This is a genomic window from Kribbella sp. NPDC051137 (assembly GCF_040682535.1).
Classification (GTDB): Bacteria; Actinomycetota; Actinomycetes; order Propionibacteriales; family Kribbellaceae; genus Kribbella; species Kribbella karoonensis.
The window spans coordinates 914,614-935,734 of sequence record NZ_JBFBBI010000002.1; the positions used below are offsets into that span (position 1 = coordinate 914,614).

16 protein-coding genes are annotated in these 21,121 nt (G+C 68.8%); 10 read left to right on the plus strand and 6 right to left on the minus strand.

From position 1 onward, the window contains the following. The first annotated feature begins 22 nt into the window (after window positions 1-22). Genes AB0M51_RS11925 through AB0M51_RS11935 form a run of 3 tightly spaced genes read left to right on the plus strand, consistent with a single transcriptional unit; the run spans window position 23 to window position 5,768 of the window. The gene (locus AB0M51_RS11925; RefSeq protein ID WP_344187825.1) at window positions 23-838 is read left to right on the plus strand and encodes a carbohydrate ABC transporter permease; all 816 of its coding nucleotides are present in this window, start codon (window positions 23-25) and stop codon (window positions 836-838) included. A gap of 20 nt (window positions 839-858) precedes the next feature. Continuing rightward, window positions 859-1,950 carry a glycosidase gene (locus tag AB0M51_RS11930; RefSeq protein ID WP_344187824.1) on the plus strand — a complete coding sequence of 364 codons (1,092 nt, stop codon included), beginning with the start codon at window positions 859-861 and terminating at the stop codon, window positions 1,948-1,950. Further along, window positions 1,947-5,768, plus strand: a complete 3,822-nt coding sequence (locus AB0M51_RS11935; protein WP_344187823.1) for a polysaccharide lyase family 8 super-sandwich domain-containing protein — start codon at window positions 1,947-1,949, stop codon at window positions 5,766-5,768. Before AB0M51_RS11930 ends, AB0M51_RS11935 begins: the two co-directional genes overlap by 4 nt. 23 nt (window positions 5,769-5,791) lie before the next feature. On the opposite strand, the gene AB0M51_RS11940 is transcribed toward AB0M51_RS11935, so the two are convergent. Beyond that, window positions 5,792-6,661, minus strand: coding sequence for a MurR/RpiR family transcriptional regulator (locus AB0M51_RS11940; RefSeq protein ID WP_344187822.1), 870 nt, complete (start codon window positions 6,659-6,661; stop codon window positions 5,792-5,794). 165 nt (window positions 6,662-6,826) lie between these two features. Here AB0M51_RS11940 and AB0M51_RS11945 point away from each other — a divergent pair, with 165 nt between their 5' ends. Continuing rightward, window positions 6,827-9,121: a DUF4838 domain-containing protein gene (locus AB0M51_RS11945; protein ID WP_344187821.1), complete on the plus strand. Its 2,295-nt coding sequence runs from the start codon at window positions 6,827-6,829 to the stop codon at window positions 9,119-9,121. A gap of 14 nt (window positions 9,122-9,135) precedes the next feature. On the opposite strand, the gene AB0M51_RS11950 is transcribed toward AB0M51_RS11945, so the two are convergent. After that, on the minus strand, window positions 9,136-9,669 hold the full coding sequence (locus AB0M51_RS11950) for a hypothetical protein (protein ID WP_344187820.1): 534 nt from the start codon (window positions 9,667-9,669) through the stop codon (window positions 9,136-9,138). After that, window positions 9,651-10,205, minus strand: coding sequence for a hypothetical protein (locus tag AB0M51_RS11955; protein WP_344187819.1), 555 nt, complete (start codon window positions 10,203-10,205; stop codon window positions 9,651-9,653). The genes AB0M51_RS11950 and AB0M51_RS11955 overlap by 19 nt, the downstream gene beginning before the upstream one ends. Window positions 10,206-10,299: 94 nt before the next feature. Between AB0M51_RS11955 and AB0M51_RS11960 the strand changes: the two genes are divergently transcribed. Both AB0M51_RS11960 and AB0M51_RS11965 read left to right on the plus strand, forming a co-directional pair. Further along, window positions 10,300-11,301: a LacI family DNA-binding transcriptional regulator gene (locus AB0M51_RS11960; protein ID WP_344187818.1), complete on the plus strand. Its 1,002-nt coding sequence runs from the start codon at window positions 10,300-10,302 to the stop codon at window positions 11,299-11,301. An 80-nt stretch (window positions 11,302-11,381) separates the two neighbouring features. After that, window positions 11,382-13,607 carry a hypothetical protein gene (locus AB0M51_RS11965; protein ID WP_344187817.1) on the plus strand — a complete coding sequence of 742 codons (2,226 nt, stop codon included), beginning with the start codon at window positions 11,382-11,384 and terminating at the stop codon, window positions 13,605-13,607. Here the strand turns inward: AB0M51_RS11965 and AB0M51_RS11970 are convergent. Then, window positions 13,512-14,603 (minus strand): LacI family DNA-binding transcriptional regulator, encoded by a 1,092-nt coding sequence (locus AB0M51_RS11970; RefSeq protein WP_344187816.1) that lies wholly within the window; start codon window positions 14,601-14,603, stop codon window positions 13,512-13,514. The two genes, AB0M51_RS11965 and AB0M51_RS11970, sit on opposite strands and share 96 nt — an antisense overlap. A gap of 119 nt (window positions 14,604-14,722) precedes the next feature. On the opposite strand from AB0M51_RS11970, the gene AB0M51_RS11975 reads away from it, so the two are divergent. The 4 genes from AB0M51_RS11975 to AB0M51_RS11990 are packed head-to-tail and all read left to right on the plus strand — an operon-like array spanning window position 14,723 to window position 19,390. Then, the gene (locus tag AB0M51_RS11975; RefSeq protein WP_344187815.1) at window positions 14,723-16,225 is read left to right on the plus strand and encodes an alpha-N-arabinofuranosidase; all 1,503 of its coding nucleotides are present in this window, start codon (window positions 14,723-14,725) and stop codon (window positions 16,223-16,225) included. A gap of 22 nt (window positions 16,226-16,247) precedes the next feature. Then, window positions 16,248-17,588 (plus strand): ABC transporter substrate-binding protein, encoded by a 1,341-nt coding sequence (locus AB0M51_RS11980; RefSeq protein WP_344187814.1) that lies wholly within the window; start codon window positions 16,248-16,250, stop codon window positions 17,586-17,588. Window positions 17,589-17,597: 9 nt separating this feature from the next. Next, window positions 17,598-18,491 (plus strand): sugar ABC transporter permease, encoded by an 894-nt coding sequence (locus tag AB0M51_RS11985; RefSeq protein ID WP_344187813.1) that lies wholly within the window; start codon window positions 17,598-17,600, stop codon window positions 18,489-18,491. Beyond that, window positions 18,488-19,390, plus strand: coding sequence for a carbohydrate ABC transporter permease (locus AB0M51_RS11990; RefSeq protein WP_344187812.1), 903 nt, complete (start codon window positions 18,488-18,490; stop codon window positions 19,388-19,390). The genes AB0M51_RS11985 and AB0M51_RS11990 overlap by 4 nt, the downstream gene beginning before the upstream one ends. A 4-nt stretch (window positions 19,391-19,394) precedes the next feature. Here the strand turns inward: AB0M51_RS11990 and AB0M51_RS11995 are convergent, their stop codons facing one another. Both AB0M51_RS11995 and AB0M51_RS12000 read right to left on the minus strand, forming a co-directional pair. Further along, the gene (locus tag AB0M51_RS11995) at window positions 19,395-20,327 is read right to left on the minus strand and encodes an aldo/keto reductase (RefSeq protein WP_344187811.1); all 933 of its coding nucleotides are present in this window, start codon (window positions 20,325-20,327) and stop codon (window positions 19,395-19,397) included. After that, window positions 20,324-21,118 (minus strand): alpha/beta hydrolase, encoded by a 795-nt coding sequence (locus AB0M51_RS12000; RefSeq protein ID WP_344187810.1) that lies wholly within the window; start codon window positions 21,116-21,118, stop codon window positions 20,324-20,326. The genes AB0M51_RS11995 and AB0M51_RS12000 overlap by 4 nt, the downstream gene beginning before the upstream one ends. Between the last annotated feature and the right edge of the window lie 3 nt (window positions 21,119-21,121).

A 21,121-nucleotide genomic window follows, 5' to 3' on the forward strand; every position in this document is an offset into this window, starting at 1 on the left:
ACGGCGTAGTGTTCCGGCGGCCGTGCTGCGCTTCGTTGTCCTGCTGCTCGGTGCGTTGCTCGCGCTGGTGCCGTTCTACTACCTGATCATCGGTGCGCTGCAGAAGAGGCGCGACACCGGCATCCTCGGACTGTTGCCGTTACCGCGCAATCTGACCCTGGACAACTTCGCCGGTGTCGACGGCTCGATCAACCTGATCCGGTCGTTGCTGAACTCCCTGATCATGACCGCCGGCGTCGTCGGTCTCACGCTCGTGTTCGGTCTGCTCGCCGGCTACGCGCTCGCCGTGCTGTCGTTCCGTGGTCAGGGTCTGGTCTTCGCGCTGGTCCTGCTGGTCCAGGCGATCCCTTTCCAGTTGCTGATGATCCCGCTGTACGTCATGGTCGTCCGCTACTTCGGCCTCGCCGACAGCTACTTCGGGATGATCCTGCCGTTCGCGGTCAACTCGGTCGCGGTGCTGATCTTCCGGCAGTACTTCCGCCAGATCCCGCCGGACGTGTTCGACGCTGCCCGGATCGACGGGGCGGGCGAGGTGCGGATCCTGATCTCGGTCGCGGTCCCACTGGTCCGGCCTGCGATCCTGACAGCGATGCTGGTGACGTTCATCGGTCCGTGGAACGAGTTCCTGTGGCCGTTCCTGGTCACCAAGGACGCCTCGATGCAGCCGCTCGCGGTGAGCCTGGCGAACTTCTCGCAGGCGAACTCGACCTTCCAGGCCAACCCGATGGGCGCCGTCCTCGCCGGGGCGTGCGTGCTCGCGATTCCGGCTGTCGTCCTGTTCGTGCTGTTCCAGCGGCACTTCACCTCCGCCAACCTCGGCTCGGCCGTCAAAGGCTGACCTCTACCGAAAGCCAGGTCATGACCCAGATCTCCGATGTCTCGACGGTGCCGTACCGGCTGCGCCGGCTCGGCCCGATCATGCGCCCCGAGCCGGGCAACCCGCTCGAGGTCGAGGGTGTCCTCAACCCGGGAACGGCGCGCGGGAGCGACGGCGAGCTGTACCTCTATCCCCGCCTCGTTGCGCAGGGCAACGTGTCGCGCATCGGCCGGGCCCGGGTCGTCGTCGAGGACGGCGTACCGGTGGGGGTCGAACGGCTCGGGGTCGCCCTCGCCCCGGACCAGGGCTGGGAACACGGCCGGCTGAACGCGGGCGTCGAGGACCCGCGGATCACCTATGTCGCACCACTCGCGCTGTACGTCATGACGTACGTCGCGTACGGGCCGCTCGGCCCGCGCCCGGCCCTCGCCGTCTCGCGCGACACCGTCGACTGGCACCGTCTCGGGCCGATCCGGTTCGCCTACCAGCCTGAACTGGACACCGACCTCAATCTGTTCGCGAACAAGGACATCACGTTCTTCCCCGAGGCGGTCCCCGGACCGGACGGACGGCCGGCGCTCGCCCTGCTGCACCGGCCGATGTGGGACCTGGACTGGCTGCGCCCCGGCGCGGGTGCACCGACGCCGGCCGGCATCGACGACGACAGACCGTCGATCTGGATCGGGTACGTCGACCTGGACCGGGCGGCGCGCGATCTGACCATGCTGACCCTGGTGCACGGGTCGGACCTGCTGGCCGCGCCCGAGATGCCGTTCGAGGCGTCGAAGATCGGCGCCGGGCCGCCGCCCGTGCGGGTACCCGAAGGCTGGCTCGTCCTGCACCACGGCGTGACCGGAGCGGCGGTGAAGGGCTTCGAGCTCGCGCACGGCGCGCGGTACACGGCCGGTGCGATGCTGCTGGACCCCGCGGACCCGCGGCGCGTCCTGGCCCGGACGCCGGAGCCGCTCCTGGTACCGGAGACCGACGAGGAGTTGCAGGGCACGCTGGGCAACGTCGTCTTCCCCACAGCGGTCGAGAAGATCGGCGATCGGCATTTCGTCTTCTACGGCATGGCCGACTCCCGGATCGGCGTCGCCGAACTCGAACACTGTCAGAAAGGGAGCTGGACATGAGACACCTCAGGTTCCTGATTGCCATGACGCTGACCGTCGTGGTCGTGGGTAGCGGCCTGATGGCCGTCCCGCCGGCGTCGGCGGCCTCGGCGGCGTCGGGCAAGAACGATGTCGCGACGATCGTCTCGCGCCTCCAGGAGTACTACCTGGACCAGGGTGACGAGATCAGGATCGCCAACGGGATCTACCTCGGCCGGATGTCCGAGGCCGTGCAGTACGCGGAATCCATGGCAGCCGACGGCTCGTGGTCCGATGTCGACTACACGGACACGACGAGCTCGGCGAACGGGGCGGTGTGGTCGGCGTACATCGCGCTGTACCGGATGCTCGCCATGGCCCAGGCCTACCGTGACCCGAAGGCCAGCGGGTATCAGAGCCCCGTCGTGCTGAACGCGCTCGAGCGTGCACTGAAGTACTGGGACGTCGCCGACCCGAAGAACAAGAACTGGTGGGAGACCGAGATCGGCGAGTCGATCGCCATGGGCCGGATCTCCATCTTCGTCGGCGACGTGCTGACCCCGGAGGCGCTGGACGTCGCGCTGCGGCACAACACCGGCAAGCTGGATCCGGTCGGCGCGAACGGTGCCTGGCGGACCACCAACTACCTCTTCGAGGCACTCGCCACCCACAACGACGCGAACATCCGCGCCGGATTCGACACCATGGTGCAGACCGTGACCGTCGACAACTCCGGCGCTGTCCACGAGGCGGTTCAGCCTGACGCCAGCTTCTGGGCCCACGGCGCCCAGCTGTACAGCGAGGGCTACGGGATGATCCTGTTCGTCAACGTCGCGCTCTGGGCCGACGCGGCGCGCGGCACCGGGTTCGCGTTCAGCCGGGACAACCTGGACACGATCGCCAACTACATCGTCAACGGGACGCGGTGGATGATCCGCGGCGAGATCGGCATGCTGTACCTGGGCTACCGGCCGCCGAAGACCATCGCCGGCGTGACGAGCCAGAGCTCGGAGTTCATCGAGCCGCTGACCAAGATGGTCCGCACCGATCCGTTGTACGCGAGCGCGTACCGCGGACTGCTGGACAGTATCCTCGGCAAGACCCGGTCGAACGGGCTGGTGGGGGACAAGTACTTCTGGCGCTCGGAGTTCTCGTCCCACCTGCGTGACGGCTACGGAATCTTCACCCGGCTGAACTCCAGCCGGACCGTCGGCAGCGAGTACCGCTCCACGTTCCGTCCGGAGGTCGGGAACGAGATCGTCTGGAACAGCGCCGGCGCGACCGCGATCCAGGTCAACAACCACGAGTACTCCGGCCTCGCACCGGCCTTCGACTGGTTCCACTATCCCGGAGTGACCGCGCCGTACGTCAAGGAGCAGACCCAGGGCTCGACGGGGAACGGAGGAGCCTTCACCGGAGGAGTTTCCGACGGAACCTACGGCGCAAGCGTGTACAGCCTCGATCGCGCCGCCACGAAGGCGAACAAGAGCTACTACTACTTCGACGACGAGATGGTCGCGCTCGGCTCAGGCATCACGTCGACCTCCGGCGCGCCGATCCACACCACCGTGAACCAGGCCGTCGCGAAGGGCAACGCGTCGGCCGACGGCAAGCCGGTGCCGGCCGGGACCGACTCCGTCGAGAACCTTTCCTGGGCCTACAACGACGAGGTCGGGTACGTGTTCCCGGCCAAGCAGGGCGTGCACGTCGCGAACAAGAACCAAACGGGCAGCTGGCTCGACCAGGACCCCGTCAGCCGGCAGGCGTTCACGCTGTACGTCGATCACGGGGTCAAACCGCAGGACGCCGGCTACGAGTACGTCGTACTGCCCGGGAAGAAGCCCGACCAGGTGCAGGCGTACGCCGCGAACCCGGCGGTGAAGGTGCTGCGCAACGACACCGACGTCCAGGCTGTCCAGCATTCCGGGCTGCATCGGACCATGGCGACGTTCTACCGTCCGGGACGGCTGGAGCTAGGGGCGGGGCGAAGCCTCGAGGTGAGCCAACCGAGCATCGTGATCCTCGACGAGTCCGGTGCAACTCCGGTCGTCAGCGTCGCGAACCCCAGCCGGCCAGGACTCATCGTCAACGTCACTCTCCACGACACGAAGCAGACCGCGCACGGCAGCTTCGCGCTCGGCTCCGGTCCGAACCTCGGCCGGACCGTCACCGCGGCATTGGTGCCGGGGGAGAACTCCGACTACACCGCGAGCACGTCGACGGCCGATGGCAAGGCCGCCCTGGCCGGCGACCAGGACGAAGGGACGGCCTGGCACTCGGCGGGAGACGGGTCGGCGTGGCTGAGCAAAGAGCTCGAATCCGGATCGTTCCTGACCGGCGTATCGATCTCCTGGGGTGACGATGCCGCGAAGCGCTATCTGCTCCAGACCTCCCTGGACGGCAAGACGTGGACCGACCAACGGTTCGTCCGGGACGGCAGCGGCGGACGGGTCGACCTGACGACGGCGCCGACGCCGGCCACCTACGTCCGGCTGCTGATGATCGACAGCACGACGGGCCGCGGGTACTCCGTGAAGGAGTTCGGGACCGAGACCAGCATCAACCGCGCGCTGGGCAAGCCCGTCCAGGCTTCTGGTTCGTCGGGCGGCACCGCTGGAAGCGTCACCGACGGAAGCATGGACACGCGGTGGAGTGCGAACTCGTCCGTCACCGCGTGGGTACAGGTGGATCTCGGCTCGGTGCAACGGATCCGTACGGTCCGGCTGTGGTGGGAGGCGTCGTACGCCAAGCAGTACGCGATCCAGGTGTCCGACGACGGTCAGACCTGGCGGGACGCGTACGCCACCAGCGGCGCGGGCTCCGACGGGGGGACGGATCTCGTCAAGGTCGACGAGACCGCACGGTACGTCCGCATGCAGTCGCGTCAGCGCAGCACCAGCCAGTACGGCGTGTCGCTGTGGGAACTGGAAGTGTTCGACGACGAGCGGATCACCGACGCACCACCCTCGTCCGGCGGCCGTGAGAACCTCGCGCTGCACCGGCCGGTCAGCGCCGACTCGACCTACAACGCCAGTCTGAACGCGGCCAATGCGAACGACGGGAACCCGACCACGCGGTGGGCGTCGCAACGGCAGGCAGCGCCGTACACCACCGAACGATGGCTCCAGGTCGATCTCGGGAAGGAGCAACCGGTCAACCAGGTCGTCGTCGCCTGGGAAGCGGCGACCTCGAACGACTATCGCATCGAGGGATCGGTCAACGGCCAGGACTGGACTGTGCTGGCGCGGGTGCAGAAGTCGTCGGCGGAGTTGCGGAACGTCGTCGACTTCGGCCAGTCGGTGGCCCGCTACGTTCGCATCGTCGGCCTGCCGGCCACGCAGTACGGGCTGTCGATCTTCGAGTTCGAGGTGTACGGCGGGTACACCCTGCGCTGCGGGGCAACGCCGTTCAGGGTGGACCCGCGCCGGAAGACAGTTGTCACGGGCACCATCTCGCCCCGGGATCCTGACGACGAAGTCGGTGTCACCTCGCTGGACGAGACCGTGGCGTCGGTCTCCGGCACTCCCCGCGTCGGCGCCGACGGCGGCATCGCCGTCGACCTCACCACCGGAGACTCGGGGTCGACCTCGCTCCTGTTCACCCACGCCAAGGGCGACGAGTACGTCCTGTGCCCGGTGACGTTCACCGTCGCGACGTCGAAGCTCGAGCACCTGATCGACCGCGCGAACACTCTCGACAGCGAGCTCTACACACCGGCGAGTTGGCGGCCGCTGCTCCCGGCACTGGAGGCCGCCAAGACGACACTGCGCTCGACGGACTCGACACAGGCGGAGGTCGAGAACGCCACCGCGTCGCTTGCCGCAGCGATGCGGCACCTGGCCAGACAACACAACTCCTGACTGCGGCCGTGCGCTGGACGCAGTCAGCGGCGGCGGTCGACCAGATGGGGCTGGACCGCGTGGGCGACCTTTTCGAAGGTGGCGAGGGAGCGCTCGAAGCTGTGGTTGGCCACGGCGACGAAGATCAGGTCGACCAGGAATAGTTGGGAGTGGCCGGCGGCGAGGGCTTGGGAGCGGAAGAGGGAGCCCTCGTTGACGGCCGTGAGGAGGCAATGGTCGGCGGCGGCCGCCAAGGGGCTGTCGGTGGAGTTCGTAATGGCGACGGTGACGGCTCCGGCGGCCGCCGCGGTCTGCAGGACCTGGACGGCTTCGTGCGTGCGGCCGCTGTGCGAGAAGGCGACCAGGACGTCGCCGGGTTCGAGTGCGGCGGCGGCGCCGAGGCCGTCGTGGACGTCGGACCAGGACCAGGCGGGCAGGCCGATCACGTTCAGGCGGTGCCGCATCTCGGCGGCGGCCAGTGAGCTGCCGGAGACGCCGTACAGGTGGATGCGGCGGGCCGCGGCAAGGGCGTGGACGACGGCGGCGAGGGTCTTGACGTCGAGTTGGTCGACGGTCTGCTGGATCGCCAGCATGTCGCCGCCCGCGATCACCGCGGCGGTGCGTTCGAGGGAGTCGCCGGGCTGAACCTCGGAGCCGATCGCCTGCTGCCAGTTGGCCTGTTCGGCGCGGCCGTTGTCCGTGGCGACGGCGACCTTCAGTTCGGCGTACCCGGTGTAGCCGAGCCGCCGGCAGAACCGGTTCACAGTCGCCGGGGACGTGTGGCTGAGATCGGCCAGTTCGTTGATCGTCGCGCCGACGGCACCGGCCGGGTCGGAGACGATGTACGACGCGATCCGGCGCATCCCCTCGGGGAGGTCGTCGGCGGCGGTGGCCAGCTGGGACAGAACGCTCACGTCGTCATCGTGTCGGCGGATGAGACGGTCCGTCAAGCGCGCTGAGTGAAAATTTTCACTCATGATCTTGACACTCATGGTCTGAGATGAATGATTCTGTCTCATACATTCGCGGGAGGCGAACCGGCGGCCTGCGATGGACTGTCCGCTCAGAAAGGACCTGTGATGTCGAACATCTCACGTCGCACCGTGCTGGCCGCAGGCGGCGTCGCTGCCGCCGCGACGATGGTGCCCAGGACGGCGTACGCCGGATCGCCCACGCTGGAACTGGTGCACAAGGGGGCGCCGAAGTACAAGATCTACCACGGGCCGGGGGAGGGACCGGTCACTCGGCAGGCGGCGCGGGAGTTGGCGGAGACGATCGGTGCGATCACCGGTGTCAGTCTGCCGATCCTGGTCGGCGCGCAGCCTCCGGGTGGCGGCGACCGGCTGATCGTGCTCGGCCGGGAGAACCCACTGACCGCCGGGCTGCGCCTCGACTACGAGAAGCTCGGCGACGACGGCTTCGCGCTCCGGACCGTTGGCCAGACCATCTACCTCACCGGGCCGATCCCGCGTGGCACGTTGTACGGCGTCTACTGGGTGCTCGACCGGTTGTGCGGCGTGCGCTGGTGGTCACCGGACTTCACCAGCATCCCGAAGTCGCCGACGCTCGCGCTCGCGGTGAGTGCGCTGAACGGGGACCAGGTCCCGCGGTTCCGGTTCCGGGAGTACGCCGCCGGCGACGGCAAGGACGCGGCGTACCGGCAGCACAACCTGCTGAACGGGTTGCGCGGCCAGGACGAGTTCGACACGTTGCCACGGACGCCGGGGATCGACACCTGGTCGCGGTACTGGCCGGAGGACAAGCCGGAGTTCTTCAACACGATCCTGCCCGAGTCGAAGTGGGCGTCCGGCGGGCAGCTCGCGATGATGGACGGCACCACCCGGGCGACCGCGGCCGACCGGCTGATCGCGGGTATCCGGCAGCGGACGGCCAACGGCGAGCCGCCGACCGCGGCGTTCGCGCAGAACGACCAGCCGTGGACGATCGACCCGGCCAGCAAGGAGTTCGCCGATCTGCACGGCGGTGCCTGGTCGGCGCCGCTCGTCGACATGATGAACGACCTGGCGACCCGGGTCACCAAGCAGATCCCGGACGCGATGCTCGAGACCGAGGCGTACACCTGGAGCTTCACGCCGCCCACCGGGATGAAGGTGCACGACGCGGTGGTGATGACGGTCGCGCCGATCCTCGCCGACTTCGGCAGGTCGCTGATGGGCCCGGGCAACGCCGATGTCGACGCCGGGATCCGCGAGTGGGGCCGGATCGCGAAGAACATCGTGATCTGGGACTACCTCTGCGACTTCCACGCCTACCCGCAGCCGTTCCCGAACTGGTGGGCGATGTGCGAGTCGTTCCCGGAGTTCGCCAAGATCCCGTCGATCCAGGGGTACTTCGGCGAAGGCGCGTGGAACGTCCGCGGCGCCGAGTTCGCGCATCTGCGGATCTGGGTGCTGTCCCGGCTGATGTGGAACCCGGCCGAGGACCCGGACGCGCTGATCCGCGAGTTCCTCCAGGGGTACTACGGTCCCGCGGCCGGGCCGCTGTACGACTACATGAAGCTGATGGTCGATGCCGTCGCCTCCACCAACACCCGGCTGACGTGCTTCGTGCCGGAGAACTCGCCGTACCTGAACTTCGAGTCGCTGACCGCGGCCGACGTACTGCTGGACAAGGCGCAGGCGCTGGTGCAGGACGACCGGGTGCTGTCCGCGCACCTGGCCGGCGTACGGCTCGGGGTCGACTTCCAGATCCTGATCCGGCGGGACGAGTTCGGCCGGTACGCGAAGGCGCACGGGATCGACTGGGACCCGGACACCACGCACCGGCTGGCCCGGTTCAAGACAGAGATCATCCAGTCGGGGTTGACGCAGTACACCGAGACCGGCGGCACGCTGCAGCAGATGATCGATCGCGCGACCACGGTCGTGGAGCGGGTGCCGGCACCGGTGCCGCAGGTCGCGCTGGGGCTGCCGGCGGGGGACTGGTTCGAGATCCAGGACTTCGACTTCACGATCTCGACCAAGACAGCGGCGATCGTGCCCGACGACCTCGCGTCCGACCACGGCACCGCACGAATGGTTGCCACTGGCAACACCGACTGGGCGGTCATGTTTCCGCTCGACAAGCTCCCGGCGGAGGGCACTTGGAAGCTGTACGTCGCCGCCCGGATCCCGGCCACTGCCGCGGACGGCACCAAGCAGGCCCTCGCGACCGGCGTCTGGCCGCCGTTCGGCAACGTGGCCTTCCCGACGGTCGAGTCGATGCGCGACGGCCAGTACCACGAACTCGCCATCCCGGGCAGCTACCAGCGCGACACCGACCCGAGCACCATCCACTGGTTCTGGATCGCGCCGGTCGACAACCCGGACGTCCCGTACCTGTACGTCGACCGGCTGATCGGCGTACGGGCGTAGCTCGGCGTACTGCTTCAGACGGAGATGAACTCGGTGAGCATCGCCATCGCGCCCGGGCGCCCCGGGCCGATGGCGAACCAGAGGAGGGCGATCGCGAGTTGGTCGAGGTCGCCGGCGGGGGCGGCGTACTTCAGGTGCAGGCGGCCGAAGACGCCGCTCTTGGCGACCGCGATCCGGGTGCCGGCGCGGTGGAGTTCGGTGCGCATGCGGCGGAAGTGGAGGACCTGGTAGGTGCGCCCTGCCAGGTGCAGCGTCCCGTTGTGGTCGCGGCGGCGTTTGCGGGTGGGGGCGCCGAAGGTGATCAGCGCCTCTTCGGACGGGGCGTCCGGGTAGTAGACGGTGACCGGGTGGGTCTGCAGCATGTACGGGATCAGCGTGGTGGTGGCCGGCGGTTCAAAGGGCAGTGCCTTGCCGCCGCCGGTCCAGCGCAGGAGCTGCCAGGTTGCGCGGACGTGGCTGCTCGGGTCGCGCAGTACTGCGAGGCCGGTGTTGTCGGCGGTGGCGGTCCAGCCGAAGGGGGACTTGCGGGTCACGGTTGGTTCGGCCACCGCTGGATCCTTCCGGGGAGTCCGCGGGTGTTCGCGTGGTGTTCGTTCAGGAGGAGGTCGAGGGCGGTCTTCAGCGTCCGCGCCTGCGGGCTGAGGAGCAGCGGCAGGCTGACCGCCGGGGCCGGTTGTCCGTCGGGGTGGGTGCGTTCGGCGATCACATAGGTGTACGTCGCGCGGCTCTGGGCGACGCCGATCCGGAACTCCGAGATCTCGGCCCACGCCACCCGCCGGCCGCGCACCGTCAGCCCGTCCCGGTCGGCGACCACCCGGACCCGGGGGATCAGCAGCCACGCGATCCAGATCGCGACCCCGAGCACCGGTCCCGCGAACACCGCACCGATGGCGACCGGCATCGACGGATTCGGGCTGGTGAACGAGTACGCGAACATCCCGACGAACGGCAGGGTACACGCGACGATCCCCGCGACGGCCCTCAGCGATGTCCGCACCTGGAACGCCCCGGTACGGCGGAACTCGTCCACGAGCCGCTCCGCCGCCGGTGGAAGCTCCCAGGGGAGCGGAGGATGCGATGCCACGGCGCGAGAATACGGCACTGCTCCGATCCGCAACGAATCGTGAAGGATCTGCCTTAATCCTGCAATTTTGTATGCATCGTGGCATCATCTGGTGATGGTGCAACGTCGGGTGCGGATGAAGGATGTCGCTGCGCATGCGGGGGTTTCGCCGCGGACAGTGTCCAACGTGGTGAACAACTACGCGTACGTCAGCGACGAGATGCGGGCACGGGTCCAGGCGTCGCTCGACGAGCTCGGGTATCAGATGGACTACCTGGCCCGGGGGCTCCGGTCCGGGCGGACGGGGTTCGTCGCGCTGGTGGTCCCGAGTCTGGCCGAGCCGTACTTCGCGGCGCTGGCCGAGAGCGTGATCCGTGCGGCCCGTGAGCATCGGCTGAGCGTGCTGGTGGAGACGACCGGGAACGCTCCGGAGATCGAGCGCGAGGTGCTACAGGGGTCGCTCACCCGGATGGTGGACGGGGTACTGCTGAACGCGGTGGCCGGTCCGGCGCCGGGGATCGCGGAGCTGCCCGCGGTCATCCTCGGTGAGTCGCCGCCGGTCGCGAACGCGCCGCAGGTCGGGATCGACAACGTCGCCGCCGCGCGGACCGTCGTACAGCATCTGATCGACTGCGGGCACCGGCGGATCCTGGCGTACGGCAACCAGGACACCGAGACGGCGCGGTTGCGGTTCGAGGGGTATCGGCAGGCGATGACCGAGGCGCGGCTCGGCCGGCTGCTGAACCTGGACTACGACAGCGGGCCGTGGTCGGCCGAAGGGGCGTACCGGGACGTCGCGAAACTGCTCCGCCGCCGGGCGCGGCCGCCGGAGGCGATCTTCGCGTTCAACGACAGCCTGGCGCACGGTGCGCTCCGGGCGATCCGCGACCACGGCCTCGCGGTACCGGGCGACGTGGCGGTCGCCGGGATCGACGACATCGCGATGAGCGCGTTCTCCGAGCCGCCGCTGACGACCGTCGCCCCGGACCTGGACGAGCTCGCGCGGCAGGCGGTCGGGCTGCTGGTCGACCGGATCGACGGGCGGCCTGCGGCGCACGGCTTCACCCGGATGCTGACGCCGTTCCGGCTGGTCGTCCGGGGGTCGACAGTCGCCTGAACTCTTGCATCGATGCACAAGACGGTGCCAGAGTGTCCGGGCACGATGCCCGTCGGACCCGCCTTGCTGAGGAGCAGATGATGCACGTTTCCCGGCGTTCCTTCGTCACCGTGGCCGCGGCCGGCGGTGCCGCCGCAACCCTCCCGCTGCAGTCCGCGGGGGCCACGACCGCAGCAGGACCGGTCAAAGGACCGGGCACCGGACCGATCACCGGACTGACGCTGGAGAAGATCCCCGCCGCCGACGCCGCCCGGACCGGGATCCGCGCGGTCGCCGGCGGCCAGGTCGTCTGGGAGTGCAAGGACCCGCTCCGCCTCGACGTGAAGGTCGGCGACGCCCCGGCGAGGTCGGCCGCCGGCTACACCTCGCTCAGTATCTCGGGGAGTACGGCGACCGGCACCGGCGAGGTCCGTACGCCGACCGGCGGCCGCTACACGTTCCGCGACGACTGGCGGATCGCCGGCGCGGCGGTCACCCTCACCCGATCGGTGACCGCCGCCGCCCCGAATCCGCTGCAGGAGATGGGATTCGGCTCCAGCCTCGAGATCAGCCCGGCCGATCCCGGACCGCTCGCCGACCAGGACCTGCTGCTGCCGGCGATCCGCACCGGCAGCACGACCGGCCTCGGCGGCGGGATCGCGGGCAACGACGCCGCCGAATGGATCCTGGTCCGGGAGATGCGGCTGAGCCTCCCGTTCGCCGCACTCCGCAACCGCCGCAGCGGACAGACCCTCAGCCTCGCGCACGTCGACGCGGCACCCGCCACGGCGACCAACGGACTGTACCCGGAGGACTCGAACGCCTGGTGGATCCACGGAGACGTCCAGTTCGCGTCCCTCGGCGTACATCAGACCGCGGGCAAGGCCGCGTTGGCGATCGCGTATCCCGGGAGCGAGGGCGACGTCACCTACCTCGGCGGGCAATGGACCCGCCGCAGTCACCCGGCCCGCGCCGGGTTCACCCACACGTACCAGGTGCGCATCGCGGCCGCAGCCTCCGACACGTTCGCGACCGCGGCGCGCGACGCCTGGCGTGACCACTGGAGCCTGTTCAAGGTCGCCCCGCTGCGGGACCGCAACAGCGCCGTACACGCCTCCGGTCTGGCGCTCCTGGACAGCCAGGTCGCCAGGTACAACGGCAAACCCGGGCTGCCGTTCAGATCCCGCCTGGACAGCGGTGAGGCCGACGCGGTCAGCTACATGATGGGTTTCGTCGGGCAGCAGGTTCCCGCGGGTTACCAGTTGCTGCGCAGCGGCCTGCTGGACGGAGACGCCGCGCGACTCGCCAAGGGCAAGGCCATCCTCGACTTCTGGGCGACCGAGTCACCGCTGCCCAACGGGCTGGTCCGGCTGTGGATCGACGGCGACCAACCGCGTTGGCGGGACTGGTACCAGATCTTCGTCCGGGTCGCCTCCGACGGGATGGACGGCATGGTCGACGCCTGTCGGCTGATGCGCGACCGCGGCGAACCCGTCGCCACCTGGGAGAAGGCGGTCACCGGTTTCGCCGACTTCCTGGTGAGCAAGCAGTACGCCGACGGCTCGTTCGCCCGCTCGTACACCATGGACGGCTCGGTCGCGAGCGACGCCCGGACCAACACGTCGCACCCGATCCGGTTCCTCTGCCACACGGCCGCGCTGACCGGCGACGGCAAGTACCGCAAGGCCGCCGTCGCGGCCGGTCAGTGGTACGTCGCGAACACGAAGGACTGGCAGTTCATCGGCGGCACGGCCGACAACCCGAACGTGCTGGACAAGGAAGCCGGCGGGATGGCCTTCAACGCGGCGCTCGCGCTGCACGACCTGACCGGCGAGGACCGCTGGCTCGAGCTGGCGAAACGGGCGGCGGACTTCACCGAGACCTGGCTCGTCGGGTGGCGGTGGCGCATCGACACACCACGCCGTTCGTATGCCCGGGACGGCGCGTTCGGCCTGTCGTTCATCGCCTCCGGCCACTCGGGGATCGACAACTGGATCTGCTACCAGAGCTGGAACTTCTACCGCCTGTTCCTGTTCACGGGCGACACTCACTACCGCGACGTCGCGACGACCATCCTCACTGCCGGAGTGCGGACGACGGAGCTCACCGGCCAGTCACAGGGGTACGCCGTACCCGGCCTGGTCGAGGAGGCCGTCGGGCTGAGCGACCTGGTCGTCAACGGCACGAACGTCTGGCTGCCGTGGTGCACGGTGGCCGAGGTGGAACCCCTGTCACGGTTCGCCGACATGTTCGGCACCGTTGACCTCCGCAAGCTCGAGGCGATCCCGCTCGCGGACCGGCAGCGCGCCAACCAGACTGCCCGATGACCGGCCGGCCGTGCTCTCCCGGATCGTCAGCGACCACGGTACGTCGACCTGTACGCCGTCGTCGCAGCCGTCGATCAGGAGCCCGACCGCGCTGCGGACCAGCGCCTCCATGTCGGGCGTGATCGTGGTGAGCGACGGCGTACTGAACGCGGTCTGGCGGTTTCCGTCGAACCCGGCGATCGCGATCTCGTCCGGGACCGCGACACCGGCCTCGTAGCAGGCCCGGATCGCGCCGAGCGCCATCAGGTCGTTGAAGCAGACGACGGCGTCCGGACGTTCGGCCCGCTCGAGCAGCGTCAGCATCGCGCGACGGCCGGACTCCTGGTCGTACTTGCGGACGCCCAGCAACAGTTGCCGGTCGAACGCCAGCCCTGCGGCGTCGAGAGCCTCGATGACACCGCGGAAGCGCAGCAGCCCGGTGCCGATGCTGTGGTCGTGCTCGTAGTGCCCGATGACCGCGATCCGCCGGCGGCCGGTGGCGATCAGGTGTTCGGTGACGGCACGCGACGCCGCCACCGAGTCCACCGCGACGCGCGACCAGCCGGACGGTGGTTCGCGTTCGCCGAGCAGCACCATCGGCTGGCTCGGCGAGCGTTCTGCCAGCTCTGAGCCGGACAAGCTGAGCGGTGAGAACAGGATTCCGTCGATCATGTGCGTCTGGGCGCCGCGCAGTACCAGCTGCTCGTGCTCACGGGTCCCGCCGGTGCTCTCCAGCAGTCCCAGGTAACCACGTTCGACGCACACCTGCGTGAAGAGCGCGGCGAGTTCGGCGAAATACGGCGCCTCGAGCTCGGGGACGACGAGCGCGAGGAACCCGCCGCGGCCGTACTTGAGCTGACGCGCGGAGAGATTCGGCCGGTACCCGAGCGCGGTGATCGCGTCCAGGACCCGTGCCCGGGTCACGGGCCGCACGTGCGGTTTCCCGTTGACGACGTTCGAGACAGTTCGCACCGAGACGCCGGCCTGCAGCGCGACATCGCGCAATGTCACGGCCATACAGGGATTCTAACGATGAAGATTTCTGGGTGGCGAGCCGTTGACAGCGTGTTTGCACCCGTTGCAAACTTCCTCCACCGCGGGCGTTACATCGTTGGAACTTCCTGTGAGGACTGCCTATGCCCACGTCCACGATCGACCCGGCGTTCAGCGTCGGCGAGCTCAATCCCCTGTTGTTCGGAACCTTTGTCGAGCATCTCGGCCGCTGCGTCTACACCGGGATCTACGAACCTACCCACCCCACCGCCGATGCCGACGGGTTCCGGGGTGACGTCGCCGCGCTGGTGCGCGAGCTCGGCGCCACCGTCGTCCGTTACCCGGGCGGCAACTTCGTCTCGAACTACCGCTGGGAGGACGGTGTCGGGCCGCGCGACCAGCGGCCCCGGGTGCTCGACCTGGCCTGGCGTTCGATCGAGACCAACCAGGTCGGCACCGACGATTTCCTTGCCTGGTGCAACCGTATCGGCATCCAGCCGATGCTCGCCGTGAACCTCGGCAACCGCGGCCTGTCCGAGGCGGTCGACTACCTGGAGTACGTCAACGGCGCGGCCGGCACCCGGTACGCCGATCAACGCGTCGCGAACGGCTACGGCAAACCCTGGGACGTCCGGCTCTGGTGCCTCGGCAACGAGATGGACGGCCCCTGGCAGATCGGGCACAAGACGCCGCTCGAGTACGCGCGCCTCGCGCAGGAGGTCGCGCGGGCGTACAAGACCTTCGACCCGGATCTCCAGCTGGTCGCGTGCGGCTCGTCGAACACCACGATGCCGACGTTCGGCGAGTGGGAACGGGTTGTCCTCGAGCACTGCTTCGACGACGTCGAGCTGATCTCCGCGCACGCGTACTACGAGCCGGTCGGCGGTGACGAGGCGTCGTTCCTGGCTGCCTCGACACACATGGACCGCTTCATCCGGGACGTGGTCGCGACCGCCGACCACGTCGCGGCGATGCGGCACTCGGAGAAGCGCATCAAGGTGTCGTTCGACGAGTGGAACGTGTGGTTCGCCGCCCGGCACGGGGAGCAGGAGGTGCAGCGGACCGAGGCGTCCGAGGCACCCGAGCTCATCCAGGACGTCTACAACGCACTCGACGCGGTCGTGGTCGGATCGTTGCTGATCACGCTGCTGCGCAACACCGACCGGGTCGGCGTGGCGTGCCAGGCGCAGCTGGTGAACGCGATCGCCCCGATCCTCACCGCCGAGGGCGGACCGGCGTGGCGGCAGACGATCTTCCACCCGTTCGCGCTGACCGCGAAGCACGCGCGCGGAACCGTCCTGATGCTCGCCGGCGACCACGGCCGGATCGACACGCCGGCGTACGGCGAGGTCGAACAGGTCTGGGCGGTCGCGACGTACGACGCGGAGTCCGGCGACCTCGCCGTCTTCGCGGTCAACCGGTCGCTGACCGAGTCGACCTCGTGGACGGTCCGGCTCGGGGCGTTCGGCGACCTCCGGGTGGTCGAGCACCTGACCGTCGCCGAGGACGACCGGTACGCCGTCAACTCCCAGGACGCGCCCGACCGGGTGGTCCCGCACCCGGGCGTCTCCGAAGTTGCCGGCGGCAACCTCGAGGTCACGCTGCCGCCGGCGTCGTGGCACTGCATTCGGCTCACGAGCCGTTGATCCCCTCAGAAAGGACCTGACCATGAACGCACCAGATCCTGTGCGGCTCGGCCGCCGGACACTGCTCGGCGTTGCCGGCGCGGCCGCGGCCGGCCTGTCGCTCGCGGCCTGCGGCGGTAGTCACGGACCCGGCCAGGCCGGGACGGCGCCGGCCACCGGAAAGGGCGGCGCGGACGGGTACGACGGCCCGAACGTCGAGCTCCAGTACTGGAACGGACTGACCGGCGGCGACGGCCCGGTGATGAAGAAGCTGGTCGCGAACTTCATGGCCGCGAACCCGAAGATCAAGGTCACCACCACCTCGATCGCGTGGGCCGACCTGTTCCAGAAGCTGCCGGCCGCGGTGCAGAGCGGCAAGGCCCCGGACATCTGCCTGATGCACACCGCGGACATCGCGACCAACGCCGCCCGGCGGGTGATCCAGCCGATCGACGACGTGGTGAAGGGCCTCAACCTGACGGCCGCGGACTACGCGGACGCGGTGTGGAAGTCGGCGCACTACAAGGACTCGCAGTACGCGATCCCGCTCGACATCCACCCGGCGGGGCTCTACTACAACAAGAAGGTGCTGTCCCAGGTCGGCGCGGATCCGGAGAAGCCGCCGACCACCAAGGACGAGTTCATGGCGATCCTGGACAAGTGCAAGTCCAAGGGCGTCAAGGGCTACTGGGTGAGCGCGCTGAGCGTCGGCGGGCTGATCGCCCAGTCGATGATCTTCCAGAACGGCGGCTACATGATCAGCGATGACGGCACCAAGACCGGCTTCGGCGATCAGCCCGCGATCGACTCGATCACGTTCTTCAAGAGCCTGATCGACCAGGGGTACTCACCGCAGAACGCGGCGGGCGACGGCGACTGGGTGTCGTTCAGCAACAACAAGGCCGCGTTCATGATCGTCGGCCCGTGGATGGTGACGCCCTGCAAGACGGCGAAGGGCCTGGACTGGGGCTGCGCGCCGATCCCGGTGCTCGGCTCCCAGCAGCAGACCTGGGCCGGTTCGCACTGCTTCACGCTGCCGCGCCAGGTGCAGGACGACAAGAACAAGGCGGACGCGTCGCGGTTCTTCATCAACTGGATGAGCCAGCACTCGGTCGGCTGGGCCGAGGCCGGGATGGTGCCGGCCCGCAAGTCGGTCCGCGAGTCGGCGGACTTCCAGAAGTACACCGAGGTCAAGCAGTTCGAGAAGATGATCGACTGGGCGCACTTCCCGCCGAACGTGCCGGGCATGGGCGACACCGACCCGGAGTGGTCGAAGGCCGTCAGCCTGGCGATGACGGGCAAGAAGCCGGTCGACCAGGCGCTCCGGGACGCGGCCCAGAAGGGCGATCAGATCTTGACGTCGAACAAGAAGAAGTACGGGTGAGTCGGGGCCATGAGCCGGACCGCGCTGCGCCACCACCGCCCGTGGACGCCGTACCTGTTCGTCGCCCCGTTCGTCGTGCTGATGCTGACGTTCCTGATCTGGCCGGCGATCCGCGGTGTCTGGATGAGCCTGCACAACTGGGACTTCATGCTGCCGGGCAAGCCGTGGGTGGGGTTGCAGAACTACCGTGACCTGTTCAACTCGGGGTCGGTGATCTTCCAGCCGTTCTGGAACGGGATGAAGAACACGTTCCTCTTCGTCCTGATCAGCGTGCCGTTCCTGGTGGCGATCCCGCTGCTGCTGTCGCTGCTGCTGAACCGGCAGTTCCCCGGCCGGACGTTCTTCCGCGCGGTGATCTTCACGCCGTTCGTGCTCGGGGTCGCGGTGGTCGGGGTGCTGTTCGGGTATCTGTTCGACCCGGAGGTCGGCCTGGTCAACGGGCTGCTCTCCGGGATCGGGCTGCCGAAGGTCGCGTGGCTGTCGAGTCAGCCGGAGGCGTGGATCACGATCCTGGTCACCACGATCTGGTGGACGATCGGCTTCAACGCGGTGATCTTTCTGGCCGGGCTGCAGTCGCTCCCACCGGAGCTGTACGAGGCAGCCGAGCTCGACGGCGCCGGCCGCTGGGGCCAGTTCCGGCACGTCACCGTTCCAGGGCTGCGGAACGTGTTCGTGTTCGTGCTGACCACCACGATCCTGGCCAGCGCGAACCTGTTCGGCCAGCCGTACCTGCTGACCCACGGCGGGCCGGGAGACAGTACGACGACGGCGATCATGGCGATGACCAACGAGGGTCTGCGGGGCTTCCGGATGGGTACGGCGTCCGCGATGAGCTACGTGCTGGCACTCGTGCTCGCACTGGTCTCGATCGCCAACTTCCTGCTGATGAGGGAGCGCAAGTGACGACGACTCTTCAGGACGTAACGCCGACCGCGACGCCGGACGACAGCGGTACGGGACGCCGGCGACGGGCCTATTCGCGGCACCGGGTCGGACCGCTGACGTACGTCGCGATGACGGTGATCTCGCTGATCTTCGTCCTGCCGCTGCTGTGGATGCTGCTGACGACGTTCAAGACCGAGACCGACGCCAGGTCGATCCCGATCCACATCCTGCCGGGGCAGTGGACGCTGCGTGCGTACCACATGATCTTCGCCGACGCGGCGAACCCGGTGTACCTGTGGCTGGCGAACTCGCTGATCGTCTCGGTCCTGCACATGCTGCTGGTCGTCACGGTCGCCTCGATGGCGGCGTACGCGTTGTCGCGGATGCAGTTCGTCGGGCGCAACCTGCTGTTCGGCGCACTGATCGCGACGCTGTTCGTCCCGGGCTTCATCTTCTTCATGCCGAACTACCTGACGATGAGCACGCTCGGCTGGCTGGACAGCATCTGGGCGCTGGTGGTGCCCGGAGCGGCCAACGCGTTCGGGGTGTTCTTCCTCCGGCAGTTCTTCCTGGCGATCCCGCGGGAGCTGGAGGAGAGCGCGCTGATCGACGGGGCGAACTCCTGGACGATCTTCACCCGGATCGTGCTGCCGCTGTCGAAACCGGCGCTGGTGACGCTCGCGGTGCTGAGTTTCCTCGGCGCCTGGAACGACTTCGTCTGGCCGGTGTTCGTGCTGTTCAGCCCGGAGAAGATGACGCTCGCACCAGGTCTGGCGACACTGCAGGGTGCCTACACCACGGACTACCCGGTCGTGATGGCGGGCGCGACGCTGGCCGCCATCCCGGTGCTGATCCTGTACGTCGTCGTGCAGCGCTACGTCATCGAGGGGGTCGCCAACAGCGGACTGAAGGGCTGACCGGTCACGGCACCTGGTGGCCGGCCGCCTTGAACAGCTCGTACCACTCGGCGCGTGTCAGCGGGACGTCGGAGCCTTGCGCGGCGCCCGCGACACGCTCGGGTGTGGTGGTGCCGAGGACGACCTGCATCTGCGCGGGATGCCGCGTGATCCAGGCGGTGGCGATCGCGATCGGCGGTACGCCGTACTGCTTGCCGAGGCGGTCGATCACCGCGTTCAGCTCGGGGTAGTCCGGTGAGCCGAGGAACGGACCGGTGAAGAAGCCGGCCTGGAACGGGGACCACGCCTGCACCGTGATGCGGTGGATGCGGCAGTAGTCGAGGACGCCGCCACCGTCGATCACGGCGGACTGGTCGAGCCCGGCCATGTTCGCGGCGACGCCCTGCGCGACGATCGGCGCGTGCGTGAGCGACAGCTGTAGCTGGTTGACGACCAGCGGCTGCCGTACGGCGGTCTTCAGCAGCTCGATCTGCAGTGGCGTGTGGTTGGACACCCCGAACGCCCGGACCTTGCCCGCCGCCTCCAGGTCGTCGAACGCCCGCGCGACCTCGGCCGGTTCGACGAGTGCGTCGGGACGGTGGATGAGCAGGACGTCGAGGTAGTCGGTGCGCAGCGCCCGCAGCGAGTCGTCGACCGAGCCGACCAGATGCTCGTACGACGAGTCGTACCCGGCCGCCGGGTCGATGCCCGCCTTGGTCTGGAGGGTGATCTCGGCACGCTCGGACGACGTCAGCCGAAGCGCGTCGGCGAACCGTTCCTCGGCGCCGTGCAGCGCACCGCCGTACACGGCGGCGTGGTCGAAGAAGTCGATGCCGGCGTCACGCGCGGTGCGGACGAGGGTGCGGATCTCGTCGTCGGTCTTGCCGCCGATCCGCATCACGCCGAGGGTCACGTTCGGGACGGCGAGGCCGGTGGCGCCGAGGGGCACGCTCTTCATCGGGCATCCTTTGGGTCGTGGTGCGTCAGGAACGCGGTGAGTTCCGCCAGGTACCGCGGGCGGTTGTCGCGGTGTACCGAATGGCCGGCTTCCGGGATGTGTACTGCGTGGAACTCGCCGGCGGCGGCCTGCGCGCACTGCTCGGCGTACTCCGGGGAGATGAGTCCGCCGCGGTCGGTGTCGCCGTGGATCAGCAGGACCGGGCAGGTGATCGCGGCGAGCAGCTCGGTCAGCGGGCCTGCTTGCTGGAACGTCAGGTCGAACAGGTGCGGGTTGACCTGCCCCTTCGACACGGCCCACGGTTCGAGCTCGTCGTCGGGCCAGCCCGGGTCGTTGGCCCGGCCCCGGGCGATCCGGTCCGGCAGCTCGAGGGCGCGGAGCTCGGCGAGCCACTCCGGCTCGGACCACGGCTCGTCCTGATGGTTGCCCGGGGCACCGGTCGGCGGATCCTCCAGTACGACGGCCCGCACCAGGTCCGGCCGCGACGCGGCCAGGTAGGCGGCGGCCATCGCGCCCATCGAGTGGCCGACCACGACGACTCCGCCGTTCTCCGGCTGGTCCGACAGTACGAGGGCGGCGTCGTCGCGGTGGGCGGTGTAGCGGATCGGCTCGTCGGGAAGCCCGGACTCGCCGTGTCCGCGGGCGTCGATCGCCAGGGTCCGGACGCCCGGGAGCGCTCGGATCACCGGATCCCAGCACTGCGCCGAGTCGGTGAACCCGTGCAGGAAGACGACCTCAGCCGCTGCCTCATCGGTCCGGTACCAGGTCAGGTGGTCCGTTCTTCCGCGCATGCC